Source organism: Catenulispora sp. GP43, assembly GCF_041260665.1.
Classification (GTDB): Bacteria; Actinomycetota; Actinomycetes; order Streptomycetales; family Catenulisporaceae; genus Catenulispora.
Genome location: NZ_JBGCCT010000017.1, coordinates 167,364 through 182,938 on the forward strand (window position 1 = coordinate 167,364; position 15,575 = coordinate 182,938).

Sequence of the window (15,575 nt, forward strand, 5' to 3'; positions counted from 1 at the left end):
CAAGGTGGTGTGGCGCACCCTCACGCAGCGCCACACCGGCTCAGGGTGTCGGCCGGATGTCAGCCGCCGTTGCTGTTCTTCTTGTAGGAGTCCTGCAGGGCCTGGGCGAACTGCGTGGGGCTCTTGCTGCCGTTGATCAGGTCGGCGATGGCCTTCTGCATGTCGGAGACGACGCCGGAAGGCAGGGCCCCGGTCCCGGTCTCGGTACTGAAGGCATCGACAGTCTGGTTGTCCGCCGCGGCCTTCTGGAACAGCTGGTAGCTGGCCAGGTAGTTGGCACCCAGGTCGGAGGGCGGCGTGTAGCCCTTGACCGCCATGAACTCACCGTCGGCCTTGGCCTCGGCATCCAGGTTGGCCTTGTCGGTGTTGAACGCCAGCGCCCACTTCTGGGCCAGCGCGACGGACGGGGCCTTGCTGCTGACGATCGCACCGCCGCCGGTGGTGATCGGCAGCACTGTCTGCCCGCTTTCGGTGGGCCAGGCGAACACCCCGAGTCCGAAGGACGGAGCCTTGGTGTCCGCCGATGCCGGGAACCAGGTGCCCATCGGATACATAGCAGCCTTGTTGTCGCGGAAGGCCTGCTCGGTGTTGGCGTAGCTGCGACTCAGGCCCGCCTTGTCCAGGTAGCCGTCAGCGGCCAGGGTGGCGACCTTCTGCGCGGCGGCGACGAAGCGCGGATCGGTGAAAGACGCCTTGCCCGAGGCCAGATCCGCCAGGAAGGCCGGGTCCGACGGATACAGGTCGGCGCTGACCGCGGCCACCAGGGGGTACTCGTCGGCCCAGGTGTCGGTGCCGCCGCCGCCGATCTCGATCGGGGTGATGCCGACGGCCTTGAGCTTGGCGCAGTCGGCCAGGAAGTCCGACCACGTCGTCGGGGCAGCGGCGATGCCGGCCTTGGTGAAGTCGTCTTTGTTGTAGTACACCATCGGCTGGGCCTGGGTGGCCCAGGGCAGCTGGTAGGTCTTGCCGTCGATCGTGCCGGCGTTCGGGTACAGGAACGCGCCGAGCTGGTCGGCCGGGAACGGGGCCAGTGCCCCGGCCTTCACGAAGTCGGTCGGGGCTATCCCGATCATGATGTCCGGCAGCTGGCCCGAGGCCAGCAGCTGCTTGGCGTACGAGGCCCGGTCGGCCGTCGGCGACACCAGCTTCTTGATCTTCACACCCGGGACCTCGGCGCTGGTCCGCGCGATCGCCGCGTCCCAGTACGCGGCGGTCAGGTTCGGCGTCTCGAACGTGAGGAACGTCAGCGTCACCTCGCCCTTCCCGGACGAGGCACCGCCGGAGGACCCGGACGAGCTCCCCCCGGCGGCACACCCGGCGGTCAGTCCGAGGGCGGTCGCGGCCGCCACGGCGAGATACGCGATTCGACGCGAGCATCTGAACATGATGGTGATCCTTTGAGGGGCGCCGCCCCGGGGGCCGGCGATGGACTCGTGAATGTTTCGCATCAATCCGAGCTCAACGGGAGGCTGGCGATAACGGCCTCACCGGAGTGAGCTTGAGTTTGACCCAGCGAGGGTCTCGCGTCAAGACCTTAGCTCTGCTATAACAACCAACAGCAGGAAAGATTGATGCGAAACATTCGACCCGACGAGGTGAACCTTGAACGGCCCCGACCCGCACGCCGCAGAGCCGGCCGCGAACTACCGCCCCGGCTACGAGCTCGCTGCCGAGCAGATCCTGGAGTACATCGTCCGCGAGCAGCTCGGCCCCGGCTCCCGGCTGCCCACCGAGAAGGCGCTGGCCGAGACCCTCGGGCTGAGCCGGACCGTGGTCCGGGAGGCCGTGAAGGTCCTGTCGGCGGTGGGCCGGCTCTCCGTCCAGAAGGGGCGCGGCATGTTCGTCACCGAACCCCGCGGCGGGCTGTTCCAGGACGCGTTCGCGCAGTTCCTGCCAGCCGATCTGCGGCAAGTCGACGAGTTGCTGGAGTTCCGGCGCCACGTGGAGACCGGCGCGGCCACTCTGGCAGCACAACGTGCGACGCCGGGGCTCGTGAAGGCGATCCGGCAGGCCGCCGCGTCGACGGCGGATGCCGCGGCGACCGGTGTCCTGCGGGCCTTCATCGCCGCCGACAACGACTTCCACGAACGCGTGGCGCAGGCGTCGGCCAACATGTTCTTCTCCGGCGCCGTCGCCACGATCCGCCGCGTGCAGCAGCAGGTCTCCACCATCGGTCTGGCCGACACCGCCGCGGGTTCGCTGGAGGTCGCCGCGGAGCAGCACATCGCGATCGCCGAGGCGATCGCCTCAGGTGAGGACGAGCTGGCGCGGCAGCTGATGGCCGAGCACATCGACGTCACCGCCCACCAGATCCAGACCGCGATCCAGCGGCGCCTCATCGAGGACGCCGAGCGCTGACGCCGAGCGCTGACGCCGTCCCGGCTCGTCAGTATGCGATTCCGAAAGGCCACGTTCATGCAGATCACTGATGTCACCGTCGAACTCGTCGACACCCCCGCGATGCCGCCCTTCCGATGGCGGGCCGGACTACCGGGATCGGAGCCGGCGGGGATCGGCGGTGTGCTGCGCATCCACACCGATGCCGGCCTGGTCGGGGAATCCCGCACGCCGCGCGGCGTCATCGTCGCGGACCTGGTCGAGCGCCGGATCCGCGCCGACCTGGTCGGCCGCGACCCGCTGGCCCGGGAACTGCTGTGGCAGCGGATGTGGGAGCTCGACCGCATCGAGGAGTTCCCGGTCTACGCCTTCGGGCTGGTCGACACCGCGCTGTGGGACCTGGCCGGCAAACACGCCGGACTGCCGGTACACCAGCTGCTCGGCTCCTTCCGCGACGCGATCCCGGCCTGCGCCAGCACCGTCACCTTCGACTCGGTCGAGGAATTCCTGGACGTCGCCGACCAGTGCCTGGCCCTCGGCTACCCGGCGATCAAGCTGCACGCCTGGGGCGACGTCCGCCGCGACGCCGACCTGTGCCAGAAGCTGCGGGCCCACGTCGGCGAAGCCGTACCGCTGATGTACGACGGCTCGGCCGGCTTCGACCTCGCCGACGCCGTCTACCTCGGCCGGGCCCTGTCAGAAGCCGGATACCTCTGGTACGAGGAGCCGATGCGCGAGTTCAGCATCACCGCCTACCGCAGACTCGCCGAACGCGTCGACATCCCGCTGCTGGTCGCGGAGACCTCCGACGGCGCGCACTGGAACGTCGCCGACTTCATCGCCGCCGGCACCGCCACCCACGTCCGCACCAGCGACAAGTTCAAGGGCGGCTTCACCGGCGCCATGCGCATAGCCCACCTCGCCGACAGCTTCCAACTCCGCGCCGAAGTCCACGGCTCGGGCCTGGCATCGGCCCACCTGTGCATGGCCATACCGAACACCACCTATTACGAGTCCCTCGTCTATACGAACCCCGTCGTCCGCGAACCGCTGGTCGGCCCGGACGGACTAGTGAGGGCTCCGAGCGCACCCGGCATCGGCTGGGAGACCGTCGGCTGACGATCTGGCTCGCTCACCGCGCAATCCAGTCTTCGCCGCCGGAGATACCGGCCGCGAGAGTAAGGAGAGCACTATGAGAACCACACGATGGCGATGGCGGTGGCCAAGACACATAGCCGTGGCCTCAGCGATCGTCCTGGCCTGTGGAACGGCGTCGATCACGTCGGCGCGCGCCGCTTCCTGTTCGTTCACCCTGCACGCCGGATCACTGGATATCGCGCTGAACTCGACCGGCACGATAACCCACCTGATCGACACCGCGAACGGCCGGGATTATGCCAGCCCCGCCAACCCCGAACCGCTGATCCAGCTCATGGTCGACGGATCGAAGCAGACTCCTACCAAGCTGACGTTCGACGCTGCCTCGTCCACCTACACCTTCGCCTTCGGCGGCAAGGGGGTGAAGGTCGGCGTCCACGCGGTCTCGAAGGCCGGCTATGTCACCCTCGAGGCGACCGGCGTGTCCGCGCCGTCCGGCGTGGATGTGCAAACGCTGCTGTGGGGGCCCATCACCACCAGCATCACGCAGACGGTCGGCGAAACCGTCGGCGTCGTTCGCGACAACGCGGTCGCCATCGGCATCCACGAGCTCAACGACAAGACCGTCGGCGGCTGGCCGGACGAGTTCGACAGCCAGACCTTCACGGACGTCAGTCCCGAGATCTCCAACTGGCCGTTCGGGTGGTTCGCTGCCCACCAGACGTCTTGGGGCAGCTTCCTGCAGGCCTACACCTACGACTACAGCAAGACCCGTAACCGTTATGTCGGCTGGGCGGACACGCAGGAGCCGAACGTCGCAGTGCCGCCGCTGGCCGGTCCGGACGGCCGCATTCAGGGCTCGAAGATCGCCTTGTTCGGCACCACCCCGGACAATGTCCTGCCCACCCTGTCGGGCATCGAGACCGGTGAGAACCTCCCGCATCCGATGATCGACGGGCAGTGGGGCAAGGAGTCCCAGGGCGCTTCGCAGTCCTGGCTCGTCCTGTCCGACCTGAATACCGGCGACGTCGGTCAGGCCAGTCAGTACGCGCGCGAAGCCGGGATGAAGTACGTCTATTCCCTGCCGGGTGTGGACGGTCCCTGGCAGTCGGCCGGGCACTACCAGTTCGACGGGTCCTTCGGCGGATCCGACGTGGGCGCTGCCGGTCTGGCCGCCACGGCGGCCCGTTACGGGATCAACGTGGGTGTGCACACTCTGTCGAACCTGATCGACACCAGCGACTCCTACGTGCGGCCGAACGCCGACAGCGGGCTGGCCGCCACCGGCTCGGCAGCCCTCACCCGACCCGCGGGCGCCACCGACACGACCCTGTACGTCGGCGACAACGCCATGTTCGCCGGCAGCGCGGGCAGCATCTTGCGGATCGGCAGCGAGCTGGTCACCTACAGCGCGGTGTCGCAGGTGTCCAGCACCGAATGGCAGGTCACGGTCGACAGCCGCGGCGCCTACGGCACCACGGCCGCAGCGCACTCCGCAGGGACCCAGGCCTCCCGGATCCAGCAGTACGCCTACGGCATGCTCACCGGCGGAATCAACGAGATCCCGCAAATCGCCTCACGCCTGTCCCAGGTGCTCAACATCCCCGGCATCAAGGCTCTGTCGTTCGACGGGCTGGAGGACGGGTCGCTGGCCGGGTACGGCCTGCTGGGCACCGCCAACCTGATCAACGGCGTCTACAAGGGTGAGAACGCGGTCCCGGACACCGTCACCGAGGCCAGCAACCTGCTGCCCAACACCTGGGACGCCCAGGGACGCGTCAGCTGGGGCGAGCACAGCCTGAACACCGACCCGAACAACCTTCCCATCTCGCTGCAGCCGTACTACCAGCGGAACTACATGCCGGCGATGCTCGGCTGGCTCGGCTTCGGCGCCGGGGACACGATGCAGTACCAGGAATGGCAGCTGTCGAAGATGGCCGCCTACAACGCCGGAGCGGGCCTGGAGACCAGCGTCGGCACGCTCAACAGCACCGGCGACGCCAACCAGGTGATGGACACCTGGAACCAGTGGGAGACGGCCCGCAACGCCGGAGCGTTCACCCCGGCCCAGCAGGCCGAGATGAAGGACCTCAACTCCTACTGGCACCTGGTCGACACGGTGCCCGGCAAGTCCTGGGACCTGTACAACGTCCAGTACCCGGCGGCGCTGAGCGCGAGCAACAACGGCACGGCGAACACGTGGTCGTACACGAACACCCACCCCGCCCAGCCGCTGCAGTTCCAGCTCCAGGCCTCCGGCGGCGCGGTCAGCAAGGTCGCCGTCGCACTCAACGGATCCACTGTCACCTACACGGCGAACGTGCCCTCCGGCGGCTACTTGGTCGCCGACGGGACCGGGGCCGCCAACATCTATGACAGCACCTGGCACAAGCTCGGCACCGCCACGGTCAGTGGCTCCGCGTCCTACGTCGCCGGAGCCCAGAACATCACCCTTGCCAGCACCGGCACCGGCACGTCCCAGGTGAGGTTCCTGACCCTCGGCACTCCCGAGAAGGTCACCGCGCCGGCCACCATCGCCGCACCCGCGACCGTCACCACCGGCGCGCCGGTGAAGGCCACCACGAGCTACACCAACACCAGCGCACGCGCGCAGACCAACGTATCCACGGTCTTCGATGCCCCCGCCGGCTGGAAGGCGACCGCCACCACTCCGGCCGCCTTCAAAGCCGTACCCCCCGGACGAAGCGTCAGCACCACGTGGACCCTGAGTCCGCCGACCGGCGAGAGCGCGGGAAGCTCCAGCACCTTCACTGCTCAAACCACATACAAGGGGGCGACACGCGAATACCGCGTGCTGGCCTCGGTGTCCGTCGTGTCGCCGTACCCAGACCTCGCACTGAACGCCACGGCCACAGCGTCATCGGTGTACGACTCCCGCTACCCGGCCAGCAACGCCATCGACGGCGACAGCACCACCGAATGGGTATCCCAGGGCGAACTGAACCCCTGGATCCAACTGAAGTGGAGCACACCCCAGACCATCGGCAGCGTCACCCTGTCCGACCGGAACAACATGACCGACTGGGCCCCCGGCGGAACGCTGACCTTCAGCGACGGAAGCACCGTCGCCGTCAACGGCATCCCCAACGACGGAGGTCCGCGCACGGTCGGCTTCCCACCCAAGACCGGCATCACCTCGGCGAGGTTCCAAGTCGCCGGCGGCTCCGGCAGCAACGTCGGATTGCAGGAGATCGAGGTCTACAGCCACTAACCGTCACTCACACAGCCGGCCGGGGCGTTGCACCAACGCCCCGGCCGCCTGCCGCCAGGCATGAGCCTCGAGCGCCGGCCTTTTCTCCAAGTCTCTTCGCCTCGCTCCTCCACACGGCCTCCGCTCCCTGCATGGCCGGGAACCTATCCGACCCGACCCCGTCACCGCGCCCCGTCCCAGGTTCCAAGCCCTAGCCGCCGCGACCTCTGGCGCCGCCTTCTACGAAGCCGTCGCTCTGGCCAGAGCGCTGAAGCTGCCGCACATCCGCCACGCAACGGCAGACGGGGTTGGTTGACATTGGAGCGACAGAACATCTCCATCGCCGGACGCGGCGACGGACAGAAGCGAAACCGCTCCGGCCTCTGGTTCACCGTCGCAGCCGCCGTTCGCGATCTACGACCCGATCTCGTGCCCCTGGAAAGCTTGGCCGTCCACGTGAATGCGCCGGGCACGACGCGATGATCCACGTCGCCCCGTCCCGGAAAGCCTGCAATCAGACTCTTATATCTGCTGCCCGCCGGACGGCCAGCCGAGCCACCGCCACGGGCTGTCCGGTGACGACGCGAGGACGTGATGGGCCCGGACGGTGCTGGTGTACATCGAACCGTACGTGTCGTTGTCGTAGAAGATCACCCGGCCCAGGCTGAAGCCGGCCGAGTAGTCCTCCCAGGAGTGGTAGCGCTCAGTCGCACGCTTCCCGGCCAGGACGACGACGGTGCGGGCCGTGCTCTCCGCCACCAGGCCGGTGGCCAGGGCCCAGAACGCGACGTGGACGGCACGGCCCAGATCGTAGGCATACAGGCTGCGGACCGGGCCGAGCGGCGGCAGCAGGCCGTCCCGGGCGAACGCGGACTCGTACGCGACGATGCGGTGCGCCTCCTTGACCTCACCAGAGTCCTTGAGGACGGACAACCACTCCTCCGGCAGCGGTGGACGGCCGAAGCTGCGCCACAACTGGACACGTATCGCGAGAGCCCGCTCGGCGGTCGTGTCCTCGTAACGCCCCTCGAACAGCCGCTCAATCTTCCGCTGCCAGTCCTCGCGGCTGCGGATCCCCCAGACGTTCTGCAGAAGGTTACGGCTGTTCTCCACCGACAAGTGCGGGTCGACCAGTAGGTTCCAGGCCCGGCCACCGGGGATCGACATGTTCGCTCCGCACACCAGGCCGGGCACCACCTCGGCGTCAGCCGGTCCGAGCCCCAGGCGGACATCCGGGCCGCGTTTGGAGGTGACGAGCGTGCCCGGGCGCGGGCAGCCGCCGCCCGGACAGGGCCGGTCGTCGTAATGGTCGTCCTGCTTGCCACGTCCGAACATCGTTACCACAAGGAGCCTCCCCCGACTCGAAATGCTGCGTGATCACCGACGCATCACCCCTGCGAACGGCTTGGTCCACGATGGCGCGCGTCAAGCCGATCAAGTGACGGCGCTTTTACCGTACCGGGGAGCTGAGCGATGTCATCGTGCTGGTGCCCTCCTACGGTGGCATTCCCGCCACACAGGGCGCCGGCGGGTCCCGCCCAGCCGACCTCGCGGCCCTGCTCGACGAGATCGCCGCCGACTAACGCGGCACGCTGACAACAATGCGGCAGGCACTCATGATCAAAATGTGACTGGGCTTGCATCGCTTTCCCGGACTCCACGAGTCTGCGACACCGGTCGCCGGACGGAGTCTGATATGCCGAAGCCTCATCCGCCGGCGTTCCATCGCCGGGCCGTGGAGTTGGCCCGGTCCGGGAACACACCCCAGCGGCCATCACCTTTGTGGGCTTCGTTCGACCACGACAACGACCACACCAGACTCCTGCGGTGCCTGAAATCGTTCGCATGGCGCACCAACATCCGCGACCAGCCCCATGTCCAGACCCTTGATCCGTATGGTTCAATCCTTTGTCGCAAAAACCGCACCTGGGCGCCACGGCCGGTCAACAGGAAGGTCTCAATCGAATAACGGTGCCTGTCCTTCGCATGATCTTCGGTCTACTTTGGGGCGACTCGTCCGCAAACATTCCGCTCACAAATGGAACACGGCTGTACCCGCGGACCCACCCTCATGCCATGACCGAAAGGTGCCCCACCTTGGCATCCGTCGAAATCCTCAGTCCTCACGCCGGCTCCGGCTCGTCCGGCGGCCCCGGCCGCTCCTCCCGATCTCTCAAGCGCGAAGTCGGCCTCATCGGCCTGACCTGGGCCTCCGTCGGCTCGATCATCGGTTCCGGCTGGTTGTACGGCGCGCAGAAGGCCGTCGTCGTCGCCGGGCCCGCCGCGATCGTGTCGTGGATCATCGGGGCGGTGGCGATCACGCTGCTCGCCTTGGTGCACGCCGAGCTCGGCGGCATGTTCCCGGTGGCCGGCGGTACTGCCCGGTATCCGCATTACGTCTTCGGCGGGTTCGCCGGGATGTCGTTCGGCTGGTTCTCCTGGCTGCAGGCGGCGACTGTGGCGCCGATCGAGGTCGAGGCCATGATCGGCTACGCCGGGTACTTCAGCTGGGCCAAGAGCTGGCAGAATCCCGACGGCACGCTGACCCACACCGGCTTCCTGGTCGCGCTGGCGCTGCTGGCGGTGTTCGTCCTGGTGAACTTCCTGGGCGTCAAGACGCTCGCCCGGGTCAACACCTCCGCGACCTGGTGGAAGATCTTCATCCCGCTGCTGGCGATCTTCGTGATCTCCGCCGGGCACTTCGAGGTCTCGAACTTCACCTCGCACGGCTTCGCCCCGTTCGGTGCCAAGGGCATGCTGGCGGCGATCAGCACCTCGGGCATCATCTTCGCGCTGCTGGGCTTCGAGCAGGCCATCCAGCTGGCCGGCGAGTCGCGCAACCCCGAGCGTGACATCCCCCGCGCGGTCCTCGGATCGGTCGCCGTCGGTGCCGGCATCTACCTGCTGCTGCAGCTGTCCTACATCGGCGCTTTGCCGGGCAGCACCTTCGTGCACGGCTGGGCGAACCTGGCCTACAAGGGCATCGACGGTCCGTGGGCCGGCCTGGCCTCGATCGTCAGCCTGGGCTGGCTGGCACTGATCCTGCGGGCCGACGCCATCATCTCCCCCGGCGGCACCGGACTGATCTACACCGCCTCCACCTCGCGCATCTCCTACGGCATGGCCCGCAACGGACTGGTGCCCCAGCTGTTCGCGCGCAGCAACAAGCGCGGCGTGCCGTGGTTCGGCCTGCTGGTCTCCCTCGGCATCGGCGTGCTCTGCTTCCTGCCGTTCCCCAGTTGGCAGCGGCTCGTCGGCTTCATCACCTCAGCCAGCGTGCTGATGTACGCCGGCGCCCCGCTGGCGTTCGGGGCCCTGCGCAAGCGACTGCCGGAGGCCGAGCGGCCCTACCGGCTGCCCCTCGGCGACGTGATCGCGCCGCTGTCCTTCGCTGTCGCGGGCCTGATCATCTACTGGTCCGGCTGGGACACACTGCGCTGGCTGGCGGGCTTCACCGCGGTCGGTTACGCACTGCTCGGCGGCTACGCCTGGTACGCGCACGCGACACGCAAGCCCTACGCGCCGCGGATGCAGTTCAAGTCCGCGTTGTGGCTGCCGGTCTACCTGCTCGGTCTGGGGCTGATCTCCTGGCAGGGCGGCTTCGGCCAGGGCGCCCAGGGCCACATCGGGCTGTGGTGGGACATGGCGCTGGTCGCCGCGTTCTCGCTCGCCATCTACTACTGGGCGATCAACACCGCACTGCCCGCCGAAGAGATCCAGGCGAACGTCGCCACAGTCGAAGTGGTCGACGAGGGCGGCCACTGACAGCTCACGAGATGTGCAACGAGACCGGGCCCGGCGAATGATCGCAGGGCCCGGTCTCCTTGCACCAAGACTGCATAACCTCCTCTTATGCTCAACACTCGTCGCCTTAGCCTGCTTCGGGATATTGACCGCACAGGGACCATCGCTGGAGCTGCCCAACTGGCGGGCTGCACGCCGTCGGCGGCTTCACAGCAGATATCCGCACTGGAGCAAGAGCTGGGGATCAATCTGCTGGAGCGGTATTCCCGCAGCGTCCGCCTGACTGAAGCAGGCCGTGTTCTGGTCGAGCATGCCCATCGTGTATTCGCCGAACTCGATGCCGCCGAGACTGCGGTGCGGGCCGTCTCCGGCCTACGTGGGGGGGGCAATCCGGGTCGCAGCGTTCAACAGCGTTGCCACCGGTCTTGTCGTCCCCGCCTTGATGGTCTTCCGGCAGCGGTACAAGGGCGTGCGCATGACGTTCACAGAGGCGGAACCTGAGATCTCGATGCCGGCTGTGGCCAACGGCGACCTGGACCTGGCGATCACTCACGAGTACGGGCGCTTGCCAAAACCCGATCTAAGCGGCCTGCGGCAGGTGCTTCTTCACCGTGACCAACTGCTGCTGGCCGTGCCGCCACACCTTCAGCGGGCAGGCCAGAAGACCGCGCGACTGCGGGACTATGCAGAGGCAACCTGGTTGTCCGCGTTGCCCAGCTCCGGATTCCAAGCAGCCACAGAACTCCTCTGTCGCGCGGAAGGCTTCGAGCCGGATATCGCCTTCGGCTCAGATCAGTACGAGCTCCTGCTTCAGATGGTGGCTGCCGACTTCGGCGTCACACTCGTTCCCTCGCTGGCCGCAACACCGCGCAGAGGTGTGGACTACTTGGAGGTATCCCAACCCACACGCCTCACACACGACATCCACATCACGACCCGCGACGCCGATACATCACCAGCGGTGGAAGCTCTTACTGCGCTACTCGTTCAGCGCGGCCGCCTGATTCTTGCCGAGGGCGATCAGCGAAATCAGTTCCCAAGCCGTGTGCGCTGCGACGAGGCCGGTGATGTCGGCGTGGTCGTAGGCGGGGGTGACCTCCACGATGTCGCACCCGACGATGTTCAGCCCTGACAGACCCCTGAGTGTGCCGAAGAGTTCCCGAGTCGTCAGTCCGCCGACCTCCGGAGTTCCGGTAGCCGGGGCATGGGCCGGATCCAATACGTCGATGTCCACGGACACATAGACGGGCCTTGTTCCTAGCCGTCGTCGGATCTGCGCGACGATGTCGCTGATCGACCGGTCCTGGAAGTCTTGACTGTCGATCCGCTCGAATCCGGCTTTCCGGTCTTCGACCAATTCGCTCGGGTCGTAAATGCCGCCACGGGTTCCGACGTGCTGGCAGTGGTCCAGGTCGATGATTCCTTCTTCGGCTGCGCGCCTGAAGGGCGAGCCGTGCCACACGCTCTCGCCATGGCATGTGTCCCAGGTGTCCAGGTGTGCGTCGAAGTGAAGGACTGCAAGGGGGCCATGGGCCGCGGCAGCTGCTCGCAAAAGCGGCAGGGCAATCGTGTGATCACCGCCGAGGGCCACGACGCGAGTTCCCCTCTGCACTAGGTCCCGCGCAACTGTCTCGGTCTTCGCGACCGCGCGGTGTATGTCGTACGGGCCGATCGCGACATCGCCGGCATCGACAACTTGTTGGCAGCCGAATGGATAGACGTCCAGGAACTGGTGGTAGGGATGCAACTGCCGAGAGTTTTCGCGAATATGCGCGGGCCCGAAGCGGGCCCCGGGACGAAAGCTGGTGCCACTGTCGAAGGGAACACCGAGGACTGCCACATCAGCCTGGGCAACGTCTTCGAGGCGCGGCAACAGCGCATAGGTCGCGATGCCCCCATAGCGCGGCATCTCGGGGTCGTCGCGCTGTCCGATCGGCGTGCCATCGCCCATAAGAGAGTGCTCCAATTCGTTGCTGCCTGACCAGGGTGGCTCATCATCAGCCCCCAGAGAAGTCGCCTCTCCTGATGCGAAGCACAAGGCGATCTAATGCTTGTGGGCGTGGTGATCAGGTTGAGTGTCAAGAGTTGCCGGCAGCCAGCGCGCGGGCCACGCCGCCGATCAGGGTGCCGCTGGCGGCCAGCGCGGCGCGCAGGTCGTCGTTGGAGGTCGGGCCTCGATGCTGGTCGAGGACGACGCCGAGCACCAGCCGGGTCTTGCCGGAGGCATCGGGCTGCCGGGCCGCCCACATCAGTGCGCCGCCGGCCGGGGTGCTGGAGCCGGTTTTCATGCCGATCACTCCGTGCTGGCCAAGGAGCGTGTTGGTGTTGACGAGCTGGTTGCGCAGGCCCGGGACCGTGGCGGTGGGCATGGCGACGATCTGGTCGAAAACGTCGTTGCCGACGATCTTCTCGGCCAGCTTGAGCTGGTCGACGGCGGTGCTCTGGGTCGACTCCTCGTACCCGCTGGCCCCGGTGTAGGTGGTCGCGGTCATGCCGAGGCTGCCTGCGGCGGCGTTCATCTTGGTGACGAATGCGTCCTCGGATCCGGCGTCCCAGCGGGCGAGCAGCCGTGCGATGTTGTTGCCGGACGGGATCAGCATCATCTCCAGCAGATCGCGTTCGCTGAAGGTCTGCCCTTTGGCGACTGACACGGTCGACTGCTGCGGGTCGGACGCTTCGGCGGCGGCCTGGCCGTCGACACCGATCATCGGGCCACGATCGTCGCCGTCGAGCGGGTGGTCGTTGAGGACGACCAGGGCGGTCATCACCTTGGTGACGCTCGCTATCGGGACCGGCTTCTGATCGCCCTTGGCGCCGAGGCTGCCGATGCCCTCTACCTCGACGGCCGCCTGACCTTGGGACGGCCACGGCAGGGTGGAACCGATATCCGTCGACGTCGACGTCGACACCGGCGACGGCGCGGGCGCATATCCGGACGTGGATCCGGACGCGGGATCGGGCGAGGACTCGGGTACGGAGGTGGACCCGGTCGCGGCGGCGGACCCGGATGCGGACGCGGGCATGCTCCGGGAAGCGGAGTGGTCGTCACCGCCGTGAGCGAAGGCGACCGCGGCGGCGGACGCGGTCAGGCCGACGACGGCGAGGGCCGGGACGGCCAGGAGAGCGCGACGGTGGCGGGACTGGTTCACGCTCCGACGATCCCCCGGCCTCGTATCGGGACGACCGTGACGGTGTGTCGATCGAGCCTGGGCTTTGTATCAGTCCGGTATCTGCGAAGCCTGAGTGAGCGTGAGTCTGGCGATGGCACCGCCGTCGGATGCGTTGGCCAACCCCAGGCCGGCGCCGATGACCCGGGCCTGGCCGAGGGCGATGGTCAGGCCGAGGCCCTGGCCGCGTCCCCGTTCGGGCGCGCCGGTCCGGAACCGGGACGGCCCCTCGGCGAGGATGTCCGGCGGGAAGCCGGGACCGTGGTCCCGCACGGTCAGCGTCTGGCCGTCGACGGTGAGCTCGATCGGCGGGGCACCGTGCCGGTGGGCGTTGACGAGCAGGTTGGTCAGTATCCGGTCCAGGCGGCGGGGATCGGTTCGCACCACGGGATCGCCCTCGATCCTGAGCAGGACGGTCCAGCTGGTGTCGGCGACGGTCTCGATGATGAACTCGCGCAGCGGCACCGCGACGAAGTCCGCCGTCTCGACCCGCGCGTCCAGGCGGGAGACCTCCAGCAGGTTCTCGGTCAGGCTTCGCAGGGCCCGCACTCGGTCCCGGACCAGTTCGGTCGCTTCGCCGTCCGGCAGCAGCTCCGTGGCCGTGACCAGTCCGGCCAGCGGTGTGCGCAGCTCGTGGGCGACGTCGGCGGTGAAGCGCTGTTCGGCCCGCAACCGCCGCTGGAGCGAGTCGGCCATCGAATCGACGGCCGCTGAGATGTCGTGGACCTCGTCACCGGCTCGGCCGCGCGGGCCGATGCGGGCCTCCAGATCGCCGGCCGCGATCCGGTGCGCGGTGCGCGCCGCGCGCCGCAGCCGCCGGCCGGCGAACTCCGCGCCGCAGGCAGCCAGCGGAACCAGCACCGCGACCGTGCCGGCGGCCGCGTAGAAGGTGCGCCGATCCAGCGCTGCGAGGTCGCGCTGCTCGGAAGCCATCGGGTACTGCGCGGTCACGATGTTTCCGTGGAAGGATTCGGCCGCCCACATCACCGGCGAAGGACCGCTGGTGTCGTAGTAGGTAACCGGTATGGCGGAGGCTTGCGCAAGGGACACCAGCTGTGCCGGCGCGTCGAGAGCCGGTCCCGGCGGAACCGGCTCCTGGCCGGCCCCGATCGTCTGTGCCAGGTTCGATTCCGCGCTCGCCCGGCCGTAGAAGAGCTGACCTGACTTAGTGGTCTGGTGAATGCGCACACCGATCGAACCGGACGCGACCGTCACCGCCACGGCGGACAGCACAGCCATCCGCAGGCTCAGGGAACGCAGCGGGTTCCTCATCGGCGCAGCTTGTAGCCGAAGCCGCGGACCGTCTCAATCCGCTCCGCGCCGATCTTCGTCCGCAGCCGCGCGACACAGAGGTCGACGACCCGGGAGTCGCCCCCCTGCCAGCGGTAGTCCCACACGTCACGCAGCAACCGGTGGCGCTCCATCACGACACCGGGATGGGCGGCCAACGTCAGCAGCAAGCGCAGCTCGGTCGGCGTCAGGGCGACCGGCTCACCGCCGCGGGTGACCTCCATGCCGTCGGGATCGATCCGCACGTCGCCGAAGGCGAGCACGGCGGGCGGTTCGCTGCACGGATCCACGGCGATCCGGCGCATCACCGCCCGGATCCGCGCCACCAGCACCGAGGTGTCCACCGGCTTGACCACGTAGTCGTCCGCTCCGGCCTCCAGCCCGCCGACCACGTCCAGCGAATCGCCGCGCGCTGACATCATCAGGATCGGCACTTGGCTGCTCTCGCGGACTCTCCGGCACAATCCGATACCGTCGAGTCCAGGCAGCATCACGTCCAGCAAAAGCAGGTCCGGCGCCGCCTCGCGGAAGCGCTCCAGGCCCGCCAGACCGTCTGACGCCGTCCCCACCGAGAAGCCGTAACGCTCCAGAGCCCGGCCCACGGTGATCCGGATCACCTCGTCGTCCTCGACAAGCAGCACACGCGTCACGCGGTAATCATCACATGGCAGATCAACCGCCTACTGTGTGCCTTGAAGGTACCTGCTGCGCCGTACGAACCCGGGCGG

At 67.8% G+C, this 15,575-nt stretch carries 11 protein-coding genes and 1 pseudogene; 6 read left to right on the forward strand and 6 right to left on the reverse strand.

What is annotated here, in order from left to right:
* Nucleotides 1-59: 59 nt before the first annotated feature.
* A complete protein-coding gene (locus ABH926_RS30770) occupies nt 60-1,385 on the reverse strand; it encodes an extracellular solute-binding protein (RefSeq protein ID WP_370369376.1) in 1,326 nt (441 codons plus the stop codon).
* Between the two features lie 217 nt (nt 1,386-1,602).
* Here ABH926_RS30770 and ABH926_RS30775 point away from each other — a divergent pair, with 217 nt between their 5' ends.
* The 3 genes from ABH926_RS30775 to ABH926_RS30785 all read left to right on the forward strand — a co-directional run bounded on the left by ABH926_RS30775 (nt 1,603) and on the right by ABH926_RS30785 (nt 6,667).
* Nucleotides 1,603-2,358 (forward strand): FadR/GntR family transcriptional regulator, encoded by a 756-nt coding sequence (locus ABH926_RS30775; RefSeq protein ID WP_370369378.1) that lies wholly within the window; start codon nt 1,603-1,605, stop codon nt 2,356-2,358.
* Between the two features lie 57 nt (nt 2,359-2,415).
* A complete protein-coding gene (locus ABH926_RS30780; RefSeq protein ID WP_370369379.1) occupies nt 2,416-3,456 on the forward strand; it encodes an enolase C-terminal domain-like protein in 1,041 nt (346 codons plus the stop codon).
* 118 nt (nt 3,457-3,574) lie between these two features.
* On the forward strand, nt 3,575-6,667 hold the full coding sequence (locus tag ABH926_RS30785) for an NEW3 domain-containing protein (RefSeq protein ID WP_370369381.1): 3,093 nt from the start codon (nt 3,575-3,577) through the stop codon (nt 6,665-6,667).
* A gap of 501 nt (nt 6,668-7,168) precedes the next feature.
* On the opposite strand, the gene ABH926_RS30790 is transcribed toward ABH926_RS30785, so the two are convergent.
* Nucleotides 7,169-7,981, reverse strand: a complete 813-nt coding sequence (locus tag ABH926_RS30790) for a DUF1266 domain-containing protein (protein ID WP_370369382.1) — start codon at nt 7,979-7,981, stop codon at nt 7,169-7,171.
* Between the two features lie 762 nt (nt 7,982-8,743).
* Between ABH926_RS30790 and ABH926_RS30795 the strand changes: the two genes are divergently transcribed.
* The 3 genes and pseudogenes from ABH926_RS30795 to ABH926_RS30805 form a co-directional block, all read left to right on the forward strand.
* Nucleotides 8,744-10,411, forward strand: coding sequence for an APC family permease (locus tag ABH926_RS30795; RefSeq protein WP_370369383.1), 1,668 nt, complete (start codon nt 8,744-8,746; stop codon nt 10,409-10,411).
* Nucleotides 10,412-10,498: 87 nt separating this feature from the next.
* Nucleotides 10,499-10,891, forward strand: a complete 393-nt coding sequence (locus ABH926_RS30800) for a LysR family transcriptional regulator (RefSeq protein WP_370369384.1) — start codon at nt 10,499-10,501, stop codon at nt 10,889-10,891.
* Nucleotides 10,830-11,324, forward strand: a pseudogene (locus ABH926_RS30805) (LysR substrate-binding domain-containing protein); the annotation flags it as partial. The gene ABH926_RS30800 and the pseudogene ABH926_RS30805, both read left to right, overlap by 62 nt.
* A gap of 45 nt (nt 11,325-11,369) precedes the next feature.
* On the opposite strand, the gene speB reads toward ABH926_RS30805, so the two are convergent.
* The 4 genes from speB to cseB form a co-directional block, all read right to left on the reverse strand.
* Nucleotides 11,370-12,341, reverse strand: coding sequence for an agmatinase (speB, locus tag ABH926_RS30810; RefSeq protein ID WP_370369385.1), 972 nt, complete (start codon nt 12,339-12,341; stop codon nt 11,370-11,372).
* Between the two features lie 127 nt (nt 12,342-12,468).
* Nucleotides 12,469-13,539 carry a D-alanyl-D-alanine carboxypeptidase family protein gene (locus ABH926_RS30815; protein ID WP_370369386.1) on the reverse strand — a complete coding sequence of 357 codons (1,071 nt, stop codon included), beginning with the start codon at nt 13,537-13,539 and terminating at the stop codon, nt 12,469-12,471.
* A gap of 69 nt (nt 13,540-13,608) precedes the next feature.
* Nucleotides 13,609-14,829 carry an ATP-binding protein gene (locus tag ABH926_RS30820; RefSeq protein WP_370369387.1) on the reverse strand — a complete coding sequence of 407 codons (1,221 nt, stop codon included), beginning with the start codon at nt 14,827-14,829 and terminating at the stop codon, nt 13,609-13,611.
* Nucleotides 14,826-15,497, reverse strand: coding sequence for a two-component system response regulator CseB (gene cseB, locus ABH926_RS30825; RefSeq protein ID WP_370369388.1), 672 nt, complete (start codon nt 15,495-15,497; stop codon nt 14,826-14,828). Before cseB ends, ABH926_RS30820 begins: the two co-directional genes overlap by 4 nt.
* Nucleotides 15,498-15,575 lie beyond the last annotated feature (78 nt).